The sequence below is a fragment of the Nitrincola sp. genome, from assembly GCF_048264025.1.
Classification (GTDB): domain Bacteria; phylum Pseudomonadota; class Gammaproteobacteria; order Pseudomonadales; family Balneatricaceae; genus Nitrincola.
On sequence record NZ_JBLXDN010000001.1, the window covers coordinates 57,182 to 74,214 of the forward strand.

Annotated in this window: 20 protein-coding genes; 1 reads left to right on the forward strand and 19 read right to left on the reverse strand. The window is 51.0% G+C overall.

Annotated features, from left to right (window positions below; all coding sequences use genetic code 11):
* Nucleotides 1–77: 77 nt before the first annotated feature.
* The 5 genes from ACN0R1_RS00255 to ACN0R1_RS00275 form a co-directional block, all read right to left on the reverse strand.
* Complete coding sequence (locus tag ACN0R1_RS00255) at nucleotides 78–683, reverse strand: Yip1 family protein (RefSeq protein ID WP_417578730.1); 606 nt, start codon at nucleotides 681–683, stop codon at nucleotides 78–80.
* A 104-nt stretch (nucleotides 684–787) separates the two neighbouring features.
* Nucleotides 788–1,708, reverse strand: coding sequence for a heme o synthase (cyoE, locus tag ACN0R1_RS00260; RefSeq protein WP_417578732.1), 921 nt, complete (start codon nucleotides 1,706–1,708; stop codon nucleotides 788–790).
* A complete protein-coding gene (locus tag ACN0R1_RS00265; protein ID WP_417578734.1) occupies nucleotides 1,701–2,756 on the reverse strand; it encodes a COX15/CtaA family protein in 1,056 nt (351 codons plus the stop codon). The genes cyoE and ACN0R1_RS00265 overlap by 8 nt, the downstream gene beginning before the upstream one ends.
* A 49-nt stretch (nucleotides 2,757–2,805) precedes the next feature.
* Nucleotides 2,806–3,303 carry a hypothetical protein gene (locus ACN0R1_RS00270; protein ID WP_417578736.1) on the reverse strand — a complete coding sequence of 166 codons (498 nt, stop codon included), beginning with the start codon at nucleotides 3,301–3,303 and terminating at the stop codon, nucleotides 2,806–2,808.
* Nucleotides 3,300–4,058 (reverse strand): SURF1 family protein, encoded by a 759-nt coding sequence (locus ACN0R1_RS00275; protein ID WP_417578738.1) that lies wholly within the window; start codon nucleotides 4,056–4,058, stop codon nucleotides 3,300–3,302. Before ACN0R1_RS00275 ends, ACN0R1_RS00270 begins: the two co-directional genes overlap by 4 nt.
* On the opposite strand from ACN0R1_RS00275, the gene ACN0R1_RS00280 reads away from it, so the two are divergent.
* Nucleotides 4,057–4,245 (forward strand): DUF2909 family protein, encoded by a 189-nt coding sequence (locus ACN0R1_RS00280; RefSeq protein WP_417578740.1) that lies wholly within the window; start codon nucleotides 4,057–4,059, stop codon nucleotides 4,243–4,245. The genes ACN0R1_RS00275 and ACN0R1_RS00280 overlap by 2 nt on opposite strands.
* Nucleotides 4,246–4,257: 12 nt before the next feature.
* On the opposite strand, the gene ACN0R1_RS00285 is transcribed toward ACN0R1_RS00280, so the two are convergent.
* The 14 genes from ACN0R1_RS00285 to ACN0R1_RS00350 form a co-directional block, all read right to left on the reverse strand.
* Entirely contained in the window at nucleotides 4,258–5,115 is an 858-nt protein-coding gene (locus tag ACN0R1_RS00285) for a cytochrome c oxidase subunit 3 (RefSeq protein ID WP_417578742.1), read from the reverse strand.
* Nucleotides 5,108–5,671, reverse strand: coding sequence for a cytochrome c oxidase assembly protein (locus tag ACN0R1_RS00290; protein ID WP_417578744.1), 564 nt, complete (start codon nucleotides 5,669–5,671; stop codon nucleotides 5,108–5,110). Before ACN0R1_RS00290 ends, ACN0R1_RS00285 begins: the two co-directional genes overlap by 8 nt.
* Before the next feature lie 30 nt (nucleotides 5,672–5,701).
* Nucleotides 5,702–7,357 carry a cytochrome c oxidase subunit I gene (ctaD, locus tag ACN0R1_RS00295; protein ID WP_417578746.1) on the reverse strand — a complete coding sequence of 552 codons (1,656 nt, stop codon included), beginning with the start codon at nucleotides 7,355–7,357 and terminating at the stop codon, nucleotides 5,702–5,704.
* 15 nt (nucleotides 7,358–7,372) lie between these two features.
* Entirely contained in the window at nucleotides 7,373–8,518 is a 1,146-nt protein-coding gene (coxB, locus tag ACN0R1_RS00300) for a cytochrome c oxidase subunit II (protein WP_417578748.1), read from the reverse strand.
* A gap of 92 nt (nucleotides 8,519–8,610) precedes the next feature.
* The gene (locus ACN0R1_RS00305; RefSeq protein WP_417578750.1) at nucleotides 8,611–8,784 is read right to left on the reverse strand and encodes a DUF2970 domain-containing protein; all 174 of its coding nucleotides are present in this window, start codon (nucleotides 8,782–8,784) and stop codon (nucleotides 8,611–8,613) included.
* A 279-nt stretch (nucleotides 8,785–9,063) separates the two neighbouring features.
* Entirely contained in the window at nucleotides 9,064–9,363 is a 300-nt protein-coding gene (locus ACN0R1_RS00310) for a hypothetical protein (protein ID WP_417578752.1), read from the reverse strand.
* Between the two features lie 155 nt (nucleotides 9,364–9,518).
* Complete coding sequence (locus ACN0R1_RS00315) at nucleotides 9,519–9,869, reverse strand: RidA family protein (protein ID WP_417578754.1); 351 nt, start codon at nucleotides 9,867–9,869, stop codon at nucleotides 9,519–9,521.
* Between the two features lie 47 nt (nucleotides 9,870–9,916).
* Complete coding sequence (locus tag ACN0R1_RS00320) at nucleotides 9,917–10,963, reverse strand: histone deacetylase family protein (RefSeq protein ID WP_417578756.1); 1,047 nt, start codon at nucleotides 10,961–10,963, stop codon at nucleotides 9,917–9,919.
* A 32-nt stretch (nucleotides 10,964–10,995) separates the two neighbouring features.
* Entirely contained in the window at nucleotides 10,996–12,168 is a 1,173-nt protein-coding gene (locus ACN0R1_RS00325; protein WP_417578758.1) for an acetyl-CoA C-acyltransferase, read from the reverse strand.
* Complete coding sequence (locus ACN0R1_RS00330) at nucleotides 12,165–13,439, reverse strand: ArgE/DapE family deacylase (protein ID WP_417578760.1); 1,275 nt, start codon at nucleotides 13,437–13,439, stop codon at nucleotides 12,165–12,167. Before ACN0R1_RS00330 ends, ACN0R1_RS00325 begins: the two co-directional genes overlap by 4 nt.
* Nucleotides 13,436–14,083, reverse strand: a complete 648-nt coding sequence (locus ACN0R1_RS00335) for a 3-oxoacid CoA-transferase subunit B (RefSeq protein WP_417578762.1) — start codon at nucleotides 14,081–14,083, stop codon at nucleotides 13,436–13,438. The genes ACN0R1_RS00330 and ACN0R1_RS00335 overlap by 4 nt, the downstream gene beginning before the upstream one ends.
* Complete coding sequence (locus ACN0R1_RS00340; protein ID WP_417578764.1) at nucleotides 14,070–14,765, reverse strand: CoA transferase subunit A; 696 nt, start codon at nucleotides 14,763–14,765, stop codon at nucleotides 14,070–14,072. Before ACN0R1_RS00340 ends, ACN0R1_RS00335 begins: the two co-directional genes overlap by 14 nt.
* A gap of 49 nt (nucleotides 14,766–14,814) precedes the next feature.
* Complete coding sequence (locus tag ACN0R1_RS00345; protein ID WP_417578766.1) at nucleotides 14,815–16,137, reverse strand: aspartate aminotransferase family protein; 1,323 nt, start codon at nucleotides 16,135–16,137, stop codon at nucleotides 14,815–14,817.
* A gap of 101 nt (nucleotides 16,138–16,238) precedes the next feature.
* On the reverse strand, nucleotides 16,239–16,994 hold the full coding sequence (locus ACN0R1_RS00350) for an amino acid ABC transporter ATP-binding protein (protein WP_417579425.1): 756 nt from the start codon (nucleotides 16,992–16,994) through the stop codon (nucleotides 16,239–16,241).
* Nucleotides 16,995–17,033 lie beyond the last annotated feature (39 nt).

Genomic DNA, 17,033 nt, shown 5'->3' on the forward strand with positions numbered 1-17,033 from the left:
GAAGGCCCTGGTTGAGTTCCCCCAAACCAGGGCCTTATTGTGCCACAGATAGTACCGCTTTCGGGTAGCCTTACTGATCAGCCTGAGACAAAACTCGGTGCTATCCCTAAGTCCCACAACACTACCGTAGATGCCAGCATGCTCACCAGTACTACCATGCCCACCGTAAGAATCGATGTGGAAAACATAAAACCCCTGTCAGCCGGGATATTCATCAACTCGGGCACACCGGAGTAAAGAATGAAAACCGTGTAGGCCAGTGCTACCAAGCCTACCCCAACCACAAACCACAACATCGGCCACAAACCGGTGATACCGGCCAACAGTAGCGGTGTAGCAGTACAGGTAGCCAACACCATGCAATGTTCCAGATCAGAATCAGCCCCGTAGGTTTTTTTCATCCAGTGAATAACATGTGCCATAAAAGCCACACCAACCAACAGAGCAATGTAAAACACCACGGCAATCATAAAAGCACTGCCAGTTGACAGTTTGACATAATCGCCGGTGCCTATACTCCAGCCAACCTGCGTTGTTCCGATAAAGAAGGATACCGGTGCTATGGCACAGAGCCACAACAGCGCATGGGTATAACATTCAACGAAGGTGTAATTACGCTCGCGAATATTCGTCCAGATACTTTGTTGGTGAAACATAACTCCACTGATTTGATGTAGTAGCATAGTGTATCTCCTTGGTGGCCAGGCCACCCTTTGTTATTCAGATCAAGGATCTGGTTATTATTATTTTCACAGCAAGAACACCTAATTTCTTAGAGCACTATTTCTTAGAACACTAATGTGACGTAATGATCCAGTAACAACCAACCAAATAGATATAAAATGTAGCGTATTGAAAACCAAAATGCAGAAAGTGGCGCCTTAGGATCATTCCCACGCCAGACTTTCCAGTTCCAGTACATAAACCGGCTGTTCAGTAATACAATTCCGAAAAGGTATATCCAACCACTCATGCCGGTGGCAAATGGCAATAGTGTGGCCACTACTGTCAGCCATCCATATAACCAGATCTGCAGGCGAGTGAAATCAATACCGTGAGTTACCGGCAGCATGGGAACCCCGGCCTTGGCATACTCTTCACGCTTATGAATTGCCAACGCCCAGAAATGTGGGGGAGTCCAGGCAAAAATTATCAATACCAGCAACAAGGCATCCGGGTTAAGCTGACCGGTCATGGCAGTCCAGCCCAACAAGGGCGGTGCCGCTCCTGCCAGTCCACCAATAGTGATATTTTGCGGGGTGGCATGTTTCAGGAATGCGGTATAAATCACCGCGTATCCCAGCAGCGCCATGGCTGTCAGCATGGATGTCAGTGGATTCACCTCTAGCCACAACAGTGCTAATCCGGCCAAGGACAACAGCGTGGCATAAACTCCAGCCTGCCAGCCACGAATTCGCCCTTCAGCAACAGGCCGTCGAGAGGTTCTCAACATCAGTTTATCCAGACGCTGATCCAATAAGTGGTTGAATGCAGCCGCTCCCATTGCGGCCAGTCCGATACCTAGCAGGCCAGTAACGACCAACAGCATATTGGGTATACCTGGGACGGCCAGGGCCATACCTACAGCCGCACACACCAGCATCACCAACACAACACGCGGCTTGCCCAGCTCAAAATAATCCCTGGCAAGGCTCAAGTAGGAAACCAGCTCCTGCTTTGGATGTATAACCAGTTCTGTATTACGCATGAACCACCTTCCTGTAACAATAAGCCTGTGATGCGGATTCGTTAATACCCAGCGACCAACCACTGCGTAACAGCAGCAGCATGAGCAGTGCAGCACCCGCGGTATGCAACAGGGCAACGGATAAAGGCAGCGCATTCAATACCAGAATGACACCCAGTGATACCTGCAGCAAATAGGTACCCAGAGCTGCCAGTAACCAGGGACGTGCGCTCCTGTGGCGTTTGTAATGTAGCGTCAATACCAGTAACCCCAACCCCAGCGCCAGAGCTCCCAAGCGGTGCGTGTAATGAATCGCCGTGCGGGCTCCGGCATGTAGTTGACCATAGAGGTAATTGGGACCGACTTCTTGGGTCAGATGAAAGCCTTCGTCAAAGTCCATATAGTCAGGCCACCACTCATTGTTACAGGTAGGGAAACCGGTACAAGCAATCCCAGCATAATTACTGGATGTCCAGCCACCCAAAGCAACCTGAGCCACTAACAACAAGCTAACCAGCCACCAGAGCCTGGGCAGATGCATATTTCGTTGCTCAGATCGGCGACAAGCTTTCAGTTGATAATGCAGCCAGAAAAATGTTGCCAGCACAGTAAATCCACCCAACAGGTGCAGCGTTACGATCTGAGGCCAAAGTTTCAGGGTAACCGTCCAGGCACCAAAGGCACCCTGCAAACAGATAATCCCCAGCAAGATCCAGCTAACAACGACAGGATAGCCCGGAATTTGACGGTTTCTCCAAGCCATCAAGGCCAGTGTCAATGCCACCAGACCGAGGCCTGAGGCAATATAACGATGAAACATTTCCATCCAGGCTTTAAACGGCTCAAGGGGCACATCCGGTGCAAAACCAGCCGCGCGTTGTGCATCAGGAACGACCAATGCACCGTAGCAACCAGGCCAGTCAGGGCAGCCCAGTCCAGCATCCACCAAACGCGTCCAAACCCCAACCAGAATAACTACAAAGGTAAACCCAACCCCTATAGCAGACAGATACAAGGCCCGGTTAACCGCCTGTCGGGATCGGCCCTGGAGGTTGTCGTCAGTTCGCACCATCATCACCTCTTGTTATTGTTATCTAGTTACAACTATAGCAGTCATTTCATTCAGGGTTGCGTTTCAGCAAACGTTCCAGATCTTTATGCACATCCCGCACTTCAGCAAACGCGGCATAACGGGTCACAACAATGCCCTGCGGATCAACCAGCCAAACCTGAAAGTCTCCAGCCCAATCCGGTCGACTGTCCTGCCACAGAACCTGGGTCTCTCCCGGTAATACTGACTGTTCTTGACCGGCTAAGCGCAAGCGCTCTACCCGAATAGCCTGGCGCCCGAGTGCTCGGTGCATACGCCACCACTGATCTGCTTGAGCCAGGCATTCAGATCCACAGACGTCTGGTGCACTCCAGACCAGCAGCCAGCGATCATTGGCCTGCCAGTCCAGTGGCCACTCACTTAAGGGTGGAAGCTGATGGTGAAGCTCCCCCTTGGCTACATCTGATTCAGGAATGCCAATTTGCCAATGCAGCATTGCCCAGGCCATCGGCATGGGCGCAGCAAGAATCAGAATCAAAAGAATGAGCTTGATACGCGATTTCATAAGTTATCCTGCTGGCAGGTTTTACGATACAGAACACGATGCCCTATCACAGCGACTACCAAGGCAAGCACAGCCAGACAAAGCCACTGAACAGCATAAGCGATATGCCGTTCAGGTGGCATTTGACTGGGCTTCCACCAACTGGCCAGTTGCCCATCACCCGCACTTTGATGCACTACACCCTGAAAATGTGGCTGCGGTAGATGACTCCATGGACTTAGATCAAGGGACTGCAGGCGGTTTCCTTCGCGATTATCACCGAACACCAGGTTGCCCTGCTGAAGTTGTTGCCAGTAGCCACTTACCTCTAGTGAGGAATTAGGCGTGGTAACTTCGGGTTCCACACGACGATCAACCACTGTTGCAATAAAACCACGCTGTATCAGCCACCAATGCCCTGAATCAGACACAAAGGGAGTCAATACGGCCACGCCAACCTGCCCTTGTAGAATCCGGTTATCCAGCCAGAGGGTTTCCTCAGCCAGAAAATGCCCCGTCAGCGTCACTTGCGCCAGATTTTCAGGCTCAACCACTGGGTTGTACAGCATCTCGGTTGCGGCCCACTGGGTCAGCAATTCAGTTTTCTCCGCGGCGCGTTGCCACTGCCAATTTGCCAGTGCCAAACCAACTAACATCAGACTCATCCATAATCCCCACCATAACGTCAGACTGATAAGACGCTTGACCTGTCGCGTATTTTTTGATCGACTGGGTGCTTTATAACCCCTGCGCTTCAGCGCTTCGGAGTGATTCATGCTAAAGCTCCTGATAGCCCTCACCTTTATTGCTATGTTAATCAGTTTAGCGGCCGGTGCCGGCTTTTTACTTAAAGATGCCTCTGCATCAAGACGCACACTGACATCCCTGAAGCTGCGAATCACCCTGGCCGTGATACTGATGGTCCTGTTGGTCTATGGCTTTTCACAGGGAATACTCACTTGATTAGCCTTGCACTCAGAACACATAAACAAACAGGAACAAACCTATCCACACCACATCAACAAAGTGCCAATACCAGGCACCCGCTTCAAAGGCAAAATGGTTATCAGCAGTGAAATGGCCTTTGAGTACCCGCACTAATAATACTGCCAGCACAATGGCACCAATGGTTACATGCAGCCCATGAAAACCCGTCAGCATAAAAAAGGTAGAGCCGTAGATACCCGCCTGAAGCGTTAACCCGAGATGATTCCAGGCTTCGACATACTCGATTCCCTGAATGATCAGGAATACAAACCCCAACACCAGCGTCGCTATTAACCAGTTACGCAATTTGAGGCGCTCACCGGCTTTCAGCGCATGATGAGCAATGGTCAGGGTCACACTGGATGACACCAGCAGCAGAGTATTAATCAGTGGCAGGGTCCAGGGATTCACCACCGCAGTCGGACCTCCAATGCTTGGATCGGGAGTCTGCATCAACGGCCAACTGGCGGTGAAATCAGGCCAAAGCAACGCGGTAACACCCTTGGCTCCCTGGCCATCCAGCCAAGGCAAGGCAAATACACGAACATAGAACAGTGCCCCAAAAAAAGCGGCAAAGAACATCACTTCCGAGAAGATGAACCAGGCCATACCCTGTCGAAAAGAGCGGTCCATCTGCGCATCATACAGACCGCCCATGGACTCTCTGACCACATCACGGAACCAGCCATACATCACCAGTGCAATGCCAACCAGGCCAATTAGCAAGAAGGGTAAGCCGGTTCCATAACTCATTAATGATCCGGCACCTATGGCCGTACTGGCCATAACCACAACAGCAATAATCGGCCATTTACTGGTTGGGGGAACATAATATTGACTAGTCACGAAAGCCTCCCAAGGCAACCACTTCATCCATCGGATAGAGCGTATAAGCCAGCGTTAATGTTTTTATATCAGCAGGTAGATCAGGGTCGACCTGAAACACCAGCGGTAACTGCATCGTCTCACCGGCCATCAACCATTGCTGCTCGAAGCAGAAACATTCCATCTTGCGAAAATGCCGAGCACCCGCTGAGGGGCTGATGCTCGGCACGGCACGACCAGAACTGCGCTCATCACCTACATTAGTGAACTGAAAACGCGCCTGTGAGATCTGCCCCGGATGCACCATCACCACGGAGTCGAGAGCTTCCAACCGCCAAGGCAAACCACTGCCACTGCGAGTCACCAACTGGACGCGTATCTGGCGCGACTCATCCACACCTTTAGCACTAATGATCTGCGCTGAATCGGCGGTTTTTCCATTCAATCCGGTCACTTCACAGAAAACGTCATACAGAGGTATCAAAGCCAATGTAAAGCCCACCATACCCAGCAACACCCAGAGGGTTTTTTTAACGGTTCGCTTTACACCGGCTTGAGCTGTTTGGCTGACACTCATCGAGACGACCTCCTGGCATCTGTCGGCATGCTAGTGTCGACTCGGTGATTCAGTGGCCGGGTTATACGCTGGCGGCGTATCAAATGTATGCAGAGGCGCAGGACTCGGTACGGTCCACTCCAGACCTTCGGCACCCTCCCAGGCTTTCGCCGGGGCTTTTTCACCGCCGCGTATGGCTTTAATCAGCACCCAGACAAAGATCAACTGAGAGAAGCCGAACATAAAACCACCAATCGATGAAAGCATATTGAAATCAGCAAACTGCAGGGCATAGTCCGGAATACGGCGCGGCATACCGGCCAGACCGGAAAAGTGCATTGGGAAGAAGGTTAAATTGACACCAATCACTGACATCCAGAAATGCCATTTACCCAGAGTTTCATTGGCATAGTGCCCGGTCCATTTTGGCATCCAGTAATAGGCGGCAGCCATAATCGCGAACAAAGCACCCGGCACCAACACATAATGGAAATGGGCCACCACAAAATAGGTATCGTGATACTGGAAATCAGCCGGCACTATCGCCAACATCACCCCGGACAAACCACCAATGGTGAACATCACAATAAAGCCCAGCGCAAACAGCATCGGCACTTCAAAGGTAATTGACCCTCTAAACAGCGTGGCGATCCAGTTGAACACCTTAACCCCGGTAGGCACGGCAATCAGCATGGTTGAGTACATAAAGAAGAGTTCGGCCGTGAGCGGCAACCCGACCGTAAACATGTGATGAGCCCAGACCACAAACGACAGTACAGCAATGGATGCTGTGGCATAGACCATGGAGGCATAGCCGAACAGACGTTTACGGGCAAAGGTTGGTACGATCAGTGACACGATACCGAACGCCGGTAGTATCATGATGTAGACTTCGGGATGACCGAAAAACCAAAACAGATGCTGAAACAATACAGGATCACCACCACCGGCGGCATTGAAGAAGCTGGTACCGAAGTTGATATCCATGAGCATCATGGTAACAACACCCGCCAGCACCGGCATCACCGCTATCAGTAAGAAAGCCGTAATCAGCCAGGTCCAGACAAACAATGACATATCCATCAAACGCATACCCGGGGTACGCAGGTTCAGAATGGTGGCAATGATGTTAATGGCCCCGAGAATGGAGCTGATACCGGCCAAATGGATCGACATGACAAAGAAGCTGGTTGAAGGTGGAGCAAAGGTGGTCGATAGCGGCGCATAGAAGGTCCAGCCAAAATTCGGCCCGCCGCCTTCCATAAACAGTGTAGATAACAGAATACCGAAAGCGACCGGTAATAACCAAAAACTGAAGTTGTTTAGACGCGGCAGTGCCATATCTGGCGCGCCGATCTGCATCGGAATCATCCAGTTAGCCAAACCAACAAAAGCTGGCATGATTGCACCAAACACCATGATCAAGCCATGCATGGTGGTCATCTGATTGAAGAATTCCGGCTGAATATATTGCATGCCCGGTTGAAAGAGCTCAGCACGAATCACCAGCGCCATAGTGCCACCGATAAACAGCATCAGCAGCGAGAACAGCAGATAAAGGGAGCCGATCTCTTTGTGATTAGTGGTTAATACCCAGCGCATTATGCCAGTCGGTCCATGGCTTGCATGACTTGCGTGTGCCGCACCACCCTGTGCAACATCACTGACACTTTGCTGAACAGTCGCTTGCGATGTATCAGACGCCATAACATTAACCTCTTCTTATTGTGATTCCAGCAAAGCACGCACGGCAGATGGCTGCACAAGATCACCCGTATCATTTCCCCAGGCATTACGCTCATAGGTGATCACCGCCGCGATTTCAGCCGGTGACAGCGTCGCACCGAAAGCTGGCATGGCGGTGCCTGTTCTACCATGTAAAACAATTGCTTTATGAGCTTCCAGCGCATCTGGATCTATCGAAATACCTGAGCCTGCCAAGGCCGGGAACATGGGTGGCAACCCCTGCCCTTCAGGCTGATGACAAGCAGAGCAGTAGGTGTTGTAGGTTGCCATGCCCCGTTCCATCAGTTCATCCATTTCCCAATCACGGTCAGACCCAGCGGCTTCAACGGCCGCCGCCTCGCGGCGACTATCTAACCAGACAACATAGTCCTCAGGGGATACAGCTTTAACCTCAATCGGCATAAACGCGTGATCACGGCCACACAGCTCAGCACATTGACCACGGTAAATACCCGGCTCATCGATCTCAAACCAGGTTTCATTGATAAACCCTGGGATGGCATCTTTTTTCACCGCCAGGTCAGGTACCCACCAGGAATGAATAACGTCATTGGCCGTCAGCAACACACGAATTTTTTTACCGGTAGGCACCACCATTGGCTCATCTACTTCAACCAGATAATTGTCACCCTTAGCATCGGCTGCATAGATCTGGTCTCTGGGGGTTGCCAGGTTACTGAAAAAACTGACATCTTCTTCAAGATACTCATAACGCCAGCGCCATTGATACCCTGTGACCAGCACATCGATATCAGCCTCTGAAGCGTCATACATTTTTTTCAGGGTAGCGGTTGCAGGCACGGCCATCAGCACCAGGATCACTAATGGGATGGCAGTCCAGATGATCTCAACGGTAGTATTTTCATGAAAATGAGCAGCTTTTGCCCCCTTGGATTTACGGTAGGTAATCAGTGAATAGAACATGACCCCGAAGACAACCACAGCAATCACTACACAGATCCATAGAATGATCATGTGCAGACCGTACACTTCCCGACTGATTTCTGTGACACCAACCGGCATATTCCATCCGGACGAGGTATTTATTGATGATGCTTGTGCAAAGCCAGTAAACAATGACAGAAGCACGACACTAAAAGCTGTGTGAATAAGTCGGCCCATCAATCCCCCCTTTATTTTTATGAATAAGGAAATGCAGCCAGTATTTTGTTACGTTGAGTATAGACAGGAAATGAAAAGGTGCAATAATTTAATTAATTAGCGGCGAACCAGGCAATGGTTGCGACTAAAACAACAAAAATCAATGCCATAAGAATTCCGACAAAAACAAATTTCCAGGGTGATACTGACTGAAAGTCCTGCTGCCGGTTAGCTTCAGACTGTACGCCAAAAAAGGCAGCCAATACTGACTTGATTATTTTAAGCATCTCAGCACCTATTAACCTTATATTTTATGCAAGAAATAACATTAGAAATACTGAATAAATCTAGATGTCTGTTAGTTGGCGCACATAACCGATGGACATTTTAAAAATATAATTATTTCATCACTTTATATAAAGTAGACTATAAACAGAAAATAGAAATACCTAGTCTAGAATATAGACTAATAAATTATATCGTTTGATAATGTTTTATTAATTAATTGAATAGTTTAGATGCACTGTATCTATGCACCTGGAGCCTATAACATCAGTCAGACAAGGCTAGTCAGATGATCGCGGATTCTTGCGGTGTGTTACGGCATGCAAGGCTGTCTGGTATTCGAAATAGACGGTAAAACTATCATAAACCCACTGACTGATCGGTGGCTGTCCTACTGGTGCAACTTTTCTGACGGGTTCGCCAAAACGGCTCAGCACAGCCTGCTCAGACAAGCCATTAACGAACATCTGATCACCAGGGCGCACTTCAGGCTGAAACTGGTTAATGGTCAGTACTTCGGCAGATAAAGGCCCAGACAACGCAACTAACAGCAACATCCCTGTGAAGCTTATCTTGCTCATGACACTCTTCCTTTCTCTGATAGTCATATTCACGCTCAACACCTGAATAAAACTCTAGCCTGAGCCTGCATGCATTACAACTCTCCGTATTGAACAGTCGAGTACAACCTGCCGTAATGTTGATGCAGCTCAAGCTATCTGTTCAGGCTACTTGTTCAGGGAAGCGCTGCCACTACCATAATTTCAACTTTCCACTCCGGCTTGGCCAGCTTGGCTTCAACACAGGCGCGCACCGGTGGACGTCCTGGTGCAACCCAGGCATCCCAGGCAGCATTCATCTGATCAAACTCGGCCAGATCTGTCACCCAAATGGTAGCGGACAGAAGATTGTCCTTTGCTGTGCCTGCTTGTGCCAACAACGCATCGATACCGGCCAGAATCTGTTCTGTTTGCCCGCGCATGTCAGCACTGGCATCGGCTGCCACCTGGCCTGCCAGATAGACTGTGTCATTATGCACTGTCATTTGGCTCATACGCTGATTGCTGCCGTGATAAGTAATAGTCATGCTGTCTCTCTCATTGCTGTTGTATTGCTGTTGTATTAGATGCCCTTTCAGACACCACGAAAACCCTGTAAAAAAGCCGCCAGATTGTTACCCAGATGCACTGTCGGATACCCACCTTCCTGAACTACCACAGTCGGCAGATTCAAATCGGCCAAGCGGCGACCAATCGAGTTAAAATCCTGTGTTTCCAGCGCAAGCCCCGCCAAGGGATCATCCTTATGTGCATCCAGTCCCAAGGCAATAACGACAGCCTCAGGCCGAAAATCAGCCAAGCGCTCCAACAAGGCATCCAGGGTATTCAGAAACCCCTGCCCGGCGGTTCCGATAGGCAAGGGCATATTGACATTAAAGCCCTGCCCTGCACCCACTCCGGTTTCATTTTCATGCCCCCAAAAGAAGGGATAAAACTGCCGGGTATCCGCATGCAGGGAGCCGGTCCAGACGTCTGGGCGCTCATAGAAAATCGTCTGGGTGCCATTGCCATGGTGCAGATCGACATCCACTACAGCCACCCGATCATACTGCTCACGTAGTACGGTAGCCGCCAGCGCTGAGTTATTAAGATAACAGAAACCACCAGCCAATTCTGGTCCGGCATGATGTCCTGGGGGACGACAGAGGGCATAGGCACTGCCTGCACCCTGCAACACGCTGTCAGCGGCCGCTTCGGCGGTAGCAGCACTGGCCATAATACCTTTGAAGCTATCCGGTCCTATAGGGCACGCCATATCACTCAGATGCCAACCGGCCAGCCCTACCGGGTGCTGGGGATACATCCTAGCGGCCCCGCAAGGATGCGTATTCGGAGTCACTATGTCAGAAGCACCGGGTAACGCAACCCAGCGTTGATAGATGGTCTCCAGAAAGTCCAGATAACGAGGCGTATGGATCTGTTGTAAGCGTGCCCGGATACGCTGCTGCTGCAGCTCACTGTCCAAAGCTTCAGGTGCCGACAACTGGATATCCAGCTTATCCAGCGTAGCGCGCAAAATATCGGCACGTACCGGGCCTTCAGGCGAATCAATAATCTTGCCGCGCATGATCATTGTCGCCGGAGCATGCAGGCTTTGAGGTTCTGCGTAATAAAATTTCATGCGTATTCCACTTTAACTGTTCAGGATAAAAATCAGTTGATGCCTTCCAGCAACATAGCAATGCCCTGACCGCCACCGATGCAAGCGGCGGCGATACCGTAACGCCGCTGTTGTTGCTTCAAGGTACGCGCCAGTGTACCTGCCAGGCGGATGCCGGTTGCACCCAGCGGGTGACCGAGTGCCAGCGCACCGCCATGAATATTCACCCGTTCGGCATCCAGCTGCAGCCTCTGTATGGCATACAAGGGTACAACACTAAAGGCTTCATTGATCTCCCAGAAATCGATCTGTTCAGCCCGCAGCCCGGTTAATGCCAGGAGTTTTTCCACTGCTGGCACGACACCCTGTCCCATCAACTCCGGTCGTGTGCCCCGATCGACACAAGCCACCACCCGTGCCAGGGGCTCCAGGCCATTGCTTTGCATTGCCTGCTCTGACATCAGCAACGCCAGTGCCGCGCCACTGGTCAGTGGCGAACTGTTACCTGCGGTGATCTGGCCATTTTCTTCAAATGCCGGCTTCAAATCAGACAGGGTTTCCAGTGTAGTCGCCTCACGGATACAGGCATCCACACGGTAGTTGGGTTGCTCCGGCGTATCGACTGCCAGGATTTCACCCGCCAGAAAGCCCTGTTCACCTGCAGCCGTAGCCAGCTGGTGTGAGCGGCAGGCAAAGCGATCCATCATCTCACGGCTGATATTGCCCAACCTGGCCAACGACTCGGCCGTCAGCCCCATATTCATCACTCTGGCGACATCATAATCCGGCTGTAGCTGCGGTACTGTCAAAATACCTTCGTTGAACAGCGAAGGACCCATGGGCACCCGGCTCATGTGTTCATAACCACCGGCAAGAGCAATATCAGCGCCGCCTGAGGCTATATTCAAACTTGCCATGCGCATGGCCGCCAGGCCCGATCCACACTGCTGATCGATCATCCGCGAGGCACACTGATCACCGAGGACTGTCTGAAGTATGGGATAACGTCCACCAAAACTCCACTGCTCCTTCACTCCCAGCGCACAACCCAAGGTCAGGTCATCCACCTGATCGGTTTGCAGTTGGGTGGTCTGCAGCATTTCATCAATCAGTTTAGCCAGTAAAGTGGGGCCAGACAGGGAAGAAAACGCATCCACTTCCGGTTTTTTCGGGTGCGCCCGGGTAAAGGCGGTGCGTCGGTAATGACTCAGGTAGACAGGTTTCATAAGGCTTCCAGTTTGCACCAGCGACTGATAAACAGCGCATAGGTTTTCAGAACATGGCGGATAGATTCGATATCGACACACTCATCCACGCCATGGATATTTTTAGCTATCGGACCGTAACAGGTGCCCGCGGTACGACTGTAAAAATGAAAGGCTCGCAGGTCTGTGGTGCAGGTGGACAAATACTGCTCCGGTTCGCTATCAGTCAATGAGCGGTGACAGCCAGCCAGCAAGCCGATCCCGCCATGCTTCAGATCGACCAGATGTCCTTCTGAGCGAAAGCCGTGAAAGCGCAGCACAGGTTTGGAGATAGCCAGGTTACTGCTGGACCTGTTGACACTTTCCACCGCATCACTGACTTTCTGCATAATGTCATTCGCGGACATTCCCGGTGGAAAACCTATCCGGCCTTCCATTTCAGCATAGGCCGGAACACTGGAGGGCCAGTTGCCTCCCTGAATTTTACCGATATTCAGATTAAAGGGCCGTGCCACCGCATCATAAGGAGGCGACTTGTGGTAGGTATTAAGCTCTTCTTCCAGAAGTTTAAGTGCCGGGATATAGCGCTGCAGTTTTTCGATGGCATTCTCTCCGGCGGCGGTATCCAACACATGCACTGGCTTCCCCTGCACCGTCAGTTTAAACCAGAGTACACCCACCTGACCGGAATAGATCTGTGGCCCAAAGGGTTCCGGAATCAACACAAAGTCGCCGCCAAAACCCTGCTGCAGACACGACAGCGCACCATTGCCGGAACACTCCTCTTCAACCACCGCCTGCAACGTAATTGGCGAGGTGATTTTGTACCCGGCGTGCTGCACTGCATGAACGGCAAAGATCATTGCCGCCACACCGGATTGCATATCGCCAGCCCCTCTACCATACAACCAGCCATCCTTGATCCAGGGCTCATGTGGAGCCTGAGTCCACATATCGACAGGATCCGCCGGGACCACATCCAGATGACCGTTAAACACCAGGGTTTTGCCACTAGCACCCGGATTGAGTTGCGCTACCAGATTGTATTTATCTTCATGATTCCAGGGCACGGGGGCATAGAGTGGATGGGTGCAGAGTTCAGCATGCTTCATCGCCACGCGTTGCACCGGCAATTGCAGCGCCTGCAGTTGCCGTTCGACGACATCCAGTACGCCCTGCTCCTGATTCAGAACGCTGTACTGCTTGACCATATCCTGAGTGAACGCCAGAGTATCGGCAAATACCGCATCACAGCTCTGCAGAATGGCCTGTTCAGTTGTATTCAGACTCATAGCACCCCTACCTTATCTGCAAAGATTAACCGGGCTTCGGTAATCGCCTGCAATTTATCGGGGCTCATCTCTTGTGCCATTTCACGTACCAACAGTCCTTCCGGGGTGACATCCATCACCGCCTTGTCAGTAATGATGCGTGAGATGCAATGGTAAGCGGTGACCGGCAAACGGCATTGCTGCAGTATTTTTGAGCGCCCCTGTTTGTCACAGTGGCTCATCAGCACTACGAGGCGCGGCGTTTTTTGTGCCAGCTCCATCGCACCACCGATGCCCGGTGAAAACTTGCCAGGGATTTTCCAATTGGCCAGATTACCCTGCTGATCCACCTCAAAGGCACCAATCATAGTCAAATCGATTTTACTGCGCCGGATCATCGCAAAGGACACCGCACTGTCAAAAAAGCTGCTCCCCTCAACGGTGGAGACATAAGCTCCAGCGGCATCTATCAGCGAGGCACTCATCTGCTCTCGTGGGGCCTGCTTCCAGGAACCCAGCACACCATTTTCGGAATGTATGAGTGCATCCAGATTATCCGGAAGATAATCCAGCAGTTGGGTTGGCAAGCCGATACCCAGATTCAGAATACTGCCTGGCTTAATCTCTTTAACGGCCCGCTTCAATAAGGTTTCAATGTCTGACATGGTGCTCCATTATCCTGTATTCCTGAGTTAACTGGGGCAACACCACCAAACGATCGACAAAAGCACAGGGGGTGTGTATCTGATTCGGCAGCAGTCCGCCGGGTTCCACACAGGACGGGGTTTCAACAATGACCTGATCAGCCGCCATCGCCATCAACGGATTAAAGTTCATCGCACTGCCGTCATAGATCAGGTTGCCAAACCTATCAGCACGCGCCGCATGCACTAAGGCAAAATCAGCCTGCAGCGCCATTTCCATCTTGTACTGTTTACCTTGCCACTCCAGCAACTGCTCGGGACGGGTAATTTCGGAATGCAAACCGATATCGGTGAGAAAACCGTAACTGCCAGCGCCTGCCGTACGTATTTTCTCAGCCAGCATACCTTGTGGATGAAACTCCACCATTAATCGCTGGCTGTTCATCCATTCGATGGCGGTTTTATTCAAACCTATGTGGGTGGTAATAAGTCGTTCCACCCGCCCCTGCTCAATCAGTTTGCTGATACCGATACCGGCTTCGTTGGCATCATTTTTGATCAGTGTCAGATTGCGTTGTCCCTGGCGCAACAGCTCATCTATCAGGCTGAAGGGTGTACCTGGACTGCCAAACCCACCGACCATGATCACAGCACCCGAGGGGATGGCTGCAATCGCGTCTTCAATCGAGGTTGTTTTATTCACAAGTCACATCCAAAATTATTTTAATAAACAAAAAGTTATTATTATGTAGTTATGGCAGAATCCGGCTGAATTCAGCTAATGCCTGATCCAGTAACGTCATCATTTCATCAATTTCTGCACGCGTGGTGTTCAAGGGTGGCGTCACCAGAAAGTGATCACCTTCGACACCGTTCAGGCAGCGCCGTGGATAGATCAACAAACCTTTTTCCCTGGCAATTTCGGTGATTTTGCTGAAGGCATTAAATGCTGCCGGGAAAGGGGCTTTAGTGTCTTGTGATTGCACCAACTCAACCCCTTGCAAAAACCCTATACCGCGCACGTCGCCGATAAAGTCATAACGGGTTTTTAACAGTTCTAATTGCTGACGCAGATAGACACCCTGCTCGCGTACATTGTCCACTATGTTTTCATTATGCATGGCACGGATCACCGCCAGACCCGTCGCACAGGCCAGCGGGTTACCGGCATAGGTATGGCCGTGCATAAAGCCCCCCTGATTCTGGACCTGATCCACTAGCTCGGCTTTGGCCATGATCCCGGCTACCGGGTAATATCCGGCCCCCATGCCTTTAGCCAATACCAGAATGTCCGGACAGATACCCCAATGCTGCCAGGCAAACCATTCACCGGTGCGACCGATACCGCTGAGCACTTCATCCATAATCAGCAAACAGCCGAAGCGGTCACACAATGCACGAACCCCTTCTACATAACGTTTATTCAGCATTCTGGCACCGGTACTGGCACCACCCACTGGTTCAAGCACAAAGGCCACAATACTGCCCTCAGGCTGAGCGGCCATCGCCATTTCTGTTTGCAACAAAACCGCTTCAATATGAGCAGCGATATCCGCTTCTTTGAAACGGTAAAAATCCGGCGACGGCACTTTCACTGAGGGGGTAATCAGATCAGCATAAGGGCGCTCCAGGGGTTCATAGCCAGTGAGACCCAGGGCACCCAGCGTGCTGCCATGATAAGAAGGGCGCAAGGAAACAAAACGCTGGCGTTGCGGCTCGCCACGATCATAGAAATACTGGCGTGCCAGCTTCATCGCACTTTCGACCGCTTCCGAACCACTGCCAACAAAAAATACCTTGTGCAGTTGCGCCTCGGTTAATGCTACCAGGGCATCACCCAGATCAATCGCCACCTGACTTTCAAACTGAGTTCGATAGCTAAAAGCCACTTGATCCAGCTGTGCCTTCATGGCGGCAGTGACGGTCGGATGCTGGTGTCCCAGACTGCAGGTGATAGCACCGGAGCAACCGTCGATATAACGTTTACCCTGGGTATCCCACATATAAATACCCTTGGCATGGCTGATCAACGGCAGTTCTGCACCCGCCTGATAAAACAAAGCGTTACTTGTCATATAACCTCTAACTCCGCTAAAAAAAGCACAAAGATTTCCCGTCCCTGTCCGCACACGCGGTCACAGAGACTGTATTTTTCACTCACATTTACCAGTAAGTACTAACGATTAGTATCCAGATGTTTGCGCAAGAAGTTGCGGGTGCGCTCGTGGTCCGGATTGGTAAAGAATTTGTCCGGAGGCCCCTCTTCCACCACAACCCCGCCGTCCATGAACATCGCCCAGTCTGATACATTCCGGGCAAAGGCCATCTCGTGGGTCACGATCAACATGGTCATATGGTCTTTAGCCAACCCCTGCATAACCAGGTTGACCTCTTCAACCAGCTCTGGATCCAATGCTGAGGTGGCTTCGTCAAACAGCATCACTTTCGGCTGCATCGCCAAGGCTCTGGCAATAGCTACACGCTGTTTTTGTCCACCTGAAAGTCGAGAAGGATAGACTTCGGCTTTGTCTGCCAACCCCACACGCTCAAGGTATTCACGACCCAGTTCATCAGCAGATTTACGATCCATACCTTTGAGCTTACGCGGCCCCAGAGTCACATTTTCCAGGGTGGAAAGGTGTGGAAAAAGGTTAAAGTGCTGAAACACCATGCCCATATTCTGACGTATATGGTTGATATGACGCTCAAATGCCAGTCCGGACATATCAGGGCGATTCACCTGAACGCCATCCAGCATGATGGTGCCTTTATCGATCACTTCCAGATGATTCACGGAACGAAGCAAGGTGCTTTTACCTGAACCGGATGAGCCGATAATCGAAACGATCTTGCCACGTGGCACGGTAAGGTTGATGCCTTTGAGCACTTCCAGTTCACCAAACTTTTTGTGTACATTAACTATATCCACCATGGGTGTTTCGGTCGTTGTATCAGTCTTCATAACTGTCCC

Bases quoted from the DNA above. Each gene is read 5' to 3' on its own strand.
- ACN0R1_RS00305 (WP_417578750.1), bottom strand. From the start codon at position 8,784: ATGCTTAAAATAATCAAGTCAGTATTGGCTGCCTTTTTTGGCGTACAG.
- ACN0R1_RS00255 (WP_417578730.1), bottom strand. From the start codon at position 683: ATGCTACTACATCAAATCAGTGGAGTTATGTTTCACCAACAAAGTATC.
- cyoE (WP_417578732.1), bottom strand. From the start codon at position 1,708: ATGCGTAATACAGAACTGGTTATACATCCAAAGCAGGAGCTGGTTTCC.
- ACN0R1_RS00330 (WP_417578760.1), bottom strand. From the start codon at position 13,439: ATGAGTCTGAATACAACTGAACAGGCCATTCTGCAGAGCTGTGATGCG.
- ACN0R1_RS00345 (WP_417578766.1), bottom strand. From the start codon at position 16,137: ATGACAAGTAACGCTTTGTTTTATCAGGCGGGTGCAGAACTGCCGTTG.
- ACN0R1_RS00275 (WP_417578738.1), bottom strand. From the start codon at position 4,058: ATGAATCACTCCGAAGCGCTGAAGCGCAGGGGTTATAAAGCACCCAGT.
- coxB (WP_417578748.1), bottom strand. From the start codon at position 8,518: ATGGGCCGACTTATTCACACAGCTTTTAGTGTCGTGCTTCTGTCATTG.
- ACN0R1_RS00350 (WP_417579425.1), bottom strand. From the start codon at position 16,994: ATGGTGGATATAGTTAATGTACACAAAAAGTTTGGTGAACTGGAAGTG.
- ACN0R1_RS00335 (WP_417578762.1), bottom strand. From the start codon at position 14,083: ATGTCAGACATTGAAACCTTATTGAAGCGGGCCGTTAAAGAGATTAAG.
- ACN0R1_RS00320 (WP_417578756.1), bottom strand. From the start codon at position 10,963: ATGAAATTTTATTACGCAGAACCTCAAAGCCTGCATGCTCCGGCGACA.
- ctaD (WP_417578746.1), bottom strand. From the start codon at position 7,357: ATGGCGTCTGATACATCGCAAGCGACTGTTCAGCAAAGTGTCAGTGAT.
- ACN0R1_RS00310 (WP_417578752.1), bottom strand. From the start codon at position 9,363: ATGAGCAAGATAAGCTTCACAGGGATGTTGCTGTTAGTTGCGTTGTCT.
- ACN0R1_RS00280 (WP_417578740.1), top strand. From the start codon at position 4,057: ATGCTAAAGCTCCTGATAGCCCTCACCTTTATTGCTATGTTAATCAGT.
- ACN0R1_RS00315 (WP_417578754.1), bottom strand. From the start codon at position 9,869: ATGACTATTACTTATCACGGCAGCAATCAGCGTATGAGCCAAATGACA.
- ACN0R1_RS00270 (WP_417578736.1), bottom strand. From the start codon at position 3,303: ATGAAATCGCGTATCAAGCTCATTCTTTTGATTCTGATTCTTGCTGCG.
- ACN0R1_RS00290 (WP_417578744.1), bottom strand. From the start codon at position 5,671: ATGAGTGTCAGCCAAACAGCTCAAGCCGGTGTAAAGCGAACCGTTAAA.
- ACN0R1_RS00325 (WP_417578758.1), bottom strand. From the start codon at position 12,168: ATGAAACCTGTCTACCTGAGTCATTACCGACGCACCGCCTTTACCCGG.